The sequence below is a fragment of the Microcoleus sp. D2_18a_B4 genome, from assembly GCF_036702475.1.
GTDB lineage: Bacteria > Cyanobacteriota > Cyanobacteriia > Cyanobacteriales > Microcoleaceae > Microcoleus.
In genome coordinates, this window is the sequence record NZ_JAUBTL010000126.1 from 1 (window position 1) to 3,938 (window position 3,938).

Below are 3,938 nucleotides of genomic sequence, written 5' to 3' on the forward strand. Positions count from 1 at the left end.
AACAACCACCGGGACGTTACCCCCTGTAGGCTCTATTCCTGTTACCAATTTCTTTATCTAACGATAACCTCAAGGATGGGCGCTGCATAATCGAAGGATGAGCTGTCAATCCAAATCGTAAAAATTAGCGAAGTAACCGGGTTTTTTGAGAAAGTCCGACAGGGTATTAATTCCCTGTCGGACTTTATTTGTATAGGATTGGTTTCCACCGAGATTCCACACCCTGGGGTATCACACAATTTTATTCCCCGCCCCTACAATAGCGATTGGGCTTTTGTGCTGCCGGAACGTTGAGAATTAAAAGAGATTATTTTGCGGTTCGACGGGATTTCTATTCATTCCATCGCTCGGTATCCGGTGCGGTTAGAACATATCTATGTCGAGTTAACGAAACAAACTGTATCTTAATCCGCCTTCATCTGCGTATATCCGCCGACATCTGCGGTTAAACTTTTACAGTAATTCTGTACTCAGGGTCAAGCTACGACTTGTCCGACTGACAGCAGCCTGAAGCAATAATAGAGATAGGAAAAATTAACCCACGATGTCGAAATTGTAAAGATATCGTAAAGCTGAATTTTGGGTCGCGAAATGTTAAATAAAAATGTTTTATAAAATATATGTCATTAAGATGATACAGTAGAATAATACCGTTAGGTTGCATCTAAATTGTACAAACCCATTCCCAAACGAAGCCAGTGAAAGCTCACTTCATATCAGGAGTACCCCGCTCAGGCTCTACTTTACTGGCAGCATTACTACGACAAAATCCCCGCTTTCACGCCGCCATGACCTCCCCAGTCGGGGGTTTAGTAGATCGAATGTTGGAAGCCATGAGCGAAGATAATGAGTTTTCCGTGTTCATTTCCTCTGAACAAAAACGGGCACTGATTATGAGCATCTTTTCAGCTTATTATCACCCGCAAGCTGAAAAAGAAGTGATCTTCGACACCAATCGTCTTTGGTGCAGTAAATTGCCATTAATTCTGGAACTGTTTCCCGAAGCCAAAGTCATCTGTTGTGTCAGAAACATTGCTTGGATTATGGACAGCATTGAGCTACTGATTCGGCGCAATGCCTTTGATGTTTCCAGGTTATTTAATAATCCAGCAGAACGAGCTACAGTTTATAGCCGCACCGAAGCATTAAGCCAAGGTTCCCGTTTAGTGGGTTATGCTTATAACGCCCTTAAAGAAGCATTTTATAGCGAACAGAGTGGTTCTCTTCTCCTTGTAGATTACGATTTATTAACCAAAGCGCCGGCTAAAACCATGTCGCTGATTTATCAATTTCTCGGCGAAGAGCCTTTTGAGCATGATTTTGACAATGTTGAATATCAAGAACCGGAATTTGATAAAAAGCTGAAAACACAAGGGTTACATCAAGTGCGTACCCAAGTCGAATTTAAACCGAGAAAAACGATTTTACCCCCCGACTTGTTTGAGCGATTTGATGGCTTATCTTTTTGGACAGATTCAACAAATAGTCGTGCTAGTGCGATTGTAGCGAAGCCACAGTCCGGCAGGGGTTGAAACCCCTGCCTCAAAGCGAAAGTCCTCTTAAGAGGACTGAAAAACTCATTAGTCCTCTTAAGAGGACTTTCGCTATTAGACAGGGAATTCATTCCCTGGCGGACTGGCGGGCCTAAAGCGCGGACTTGGCGGGTTCACAGCTTAAGTTGACACCAATTGGCACGGCGTCTTGTCCCTGACTGTGGGTAATATCAATTCCAATGCCACCGGATTTGAGATTAAGCTTTGAGGCGGGGGTTTCAACAAAAGCAGGACTTAAATGTAAACCATAGATATTAAGGATTTCAATAATTATGAACTCATCTACAGCCAACAAGCAAATTATTTTCGTTGACTCTTCAGTACAAAATTATCAAAACTTGATAGAGGGCGCAGATGCTAACGCCAAAATAGTCATTTTAGATGACAAGCGTAGTGGCATCGAACAAATTACCCAAGCACTAGCTACTGAAGGTGGTATTGAAGCTGTTCATGTAGTTTCTCACGGTAACCAAGGTAGTTTAAAACTAGGTGCAGACGTACTCAATGGGAATGAACTCGAAAATTTAAACACTCAGCTAAAACAGTGGGGAAATGCTCTGACAGAGAACGGAGATATCCTACTTTATGGATGCGATGTAGCCGCCACAGAAACTGGCAATAATTTTGTCAAGCGGTTGAGTGAACTCACAGGTGCAGATGTCGCAGCATCTAACGACTTGACGGGTTCTGCAGCTAAAGGAGGCAACTGGGATTTAGAAATAGTAACGGGCCAGATTGAATCCGCCGTGCCATTTAATCCGCAGGCGATGGAAGATTATGACTATACACTGGCGAATTTTAATGTCACAGAGGCAACTGATGATGGCACTGGCACTGTAGCAGGCACATTAAGCAAAGCAATTTTAGAGGCGAATGTCGCAGCAGGGGATGACACCATTACCCTCACCACAGGTGTCACGTTTACACAGATTCCGAATCAGCTAATCGATAGCAATATTGCTCTTATTGGTGGCGGTTTCACCGTCAGCGGAGATAGAAATAACAATAGCAGCAATGATGAGGGTGATGTTCGCCCCTTCTTTGTGAAGTCTGGAAGCGTCAGTTTTTCCAACATGACCATTAGCGGGGGTCGCGCCCAGGGCGGAAATGGTAGTGGTGGGGGCGCAGGCATGGGGGGTGGCTTGTTTGTTTATGACGGCACAGTCAGCCTGAATTCTGTCACCTTTTCTAATAACTCTGCCATTGGCGGAAATGGTGGGAGTGGTGGTGTCGGCGGCGGGGGTGCTAATTTTGTGCCTCTCAATCCGGCTAATAATGGTAACGACGAGACTGGCTTCGGCGGTAACGGCAACGGTGGCAACGGCTACGGCTTCGGCGGCTACGGCTTCGGCGGCAACGGTGGCTTCGGCGGCTTCGGCGGTAACGGCAACGGTGGCTACGGCAGAGGCGGCAACGATGGCTTCGACGGCAACGGCTCCGGTGGCTACGGCTTCGGCGGCAACGGTGGCTTCGGCGGCAACGGTGGCAACGGCAGAGGCGGCAACGGCTTCGGCGGCTACGGCTACGGCCGCTTCGTCGGCTTCGGCGGCAACGGCAGAGGCGGCGGCGGCGGCTTCGGCGGCGGCGGCGGCTACGGCAGAGGCGGCTACGGCAGAGGCGGCAACGGCTTCGGCGGCAACGGCGTCGGCGGCAACGGCGGCTTCGGCGGCGGCGGCGGCTACGGCAGAGGCGGCGGCGGCTACGGCAGAGGCGGCTACGGCATCGGCTACGGCTACGGCAGAGGCGGCTACGGCACTTTCGGCAGAGGCGGCTACGGCGGCGGCGGCTTCGGCACTTTCGGCGGCACTTTCGGCGGCAGTGGCGCGGGCATGGGGGGTGCATTATTCATCCGTCAAGGTACTGTCATCCTTGACAGCACCACATTTACTAGCAACACTGCTACAGGCGGCACGGGTAACAACCCTGGTCAAGGCAAAGGTGGGGCCATTTTCGCCATGCAGTCCCTCACCAACCCCAATGGCAACAACCAAGGGATGCCGACTGCGCTACCTACTGTCACGTCATTTGGAGCAACTTTCACCAGCAACACCGCAGCCAACGGTATCGGCAATAACCAAGACAATAACGATGTTTACGGTACGATTTTAAATCCTGTCAACCTCTCTGTCAGCAGTAACACTGGCACTGAAGCAGGAACAACCGCCGTCACCGTCACCGCCACCGCCTCCACTGCCGTTACAAGCGCTCAAACCGTTGACTTAGGCGTAACAGGAACAGGTATCACCGCCGGCGACTACAACCTCAGCGGCACAACCATCACCATTCCCAGCGGACAAACTACAGGTACTGTCACTTTCACTGTTGTCGATGATGCCTTAATTGAAGGAAGCGAAACTGCAACTTTAGCTATCAGCAATCCTTCGG

2 protein-coding genes are annotated in these 3,938 nt (G+C 49.4%); both read left to right on the forward strand.

What is annotated here, in order from left to right; all coding sequences use genetic code 11:
- The first annotated feature begins 698 nt into the window (after positions 1–698).
- Positions 699–1,532: a sulfotransferase gene (locus tag QUB04_RS32180; protein ID WP_333290718.1), complete on the forward strand. Its 834-nt coding sequence runs from the start codon at positions 699–701 to the stop codon at positions 1,530–1,532.
- Between the two features lie 293 nt (positions 1,533–1,825).
- Positions 1,826–3,938: DUF4347 domain-containing protein (locus tag QUB04_RS32185; RefSeq protein ID WP_333290719.1), on the forward strand; the 2,113-nt coding region annotated here is incomplete at its 3' end.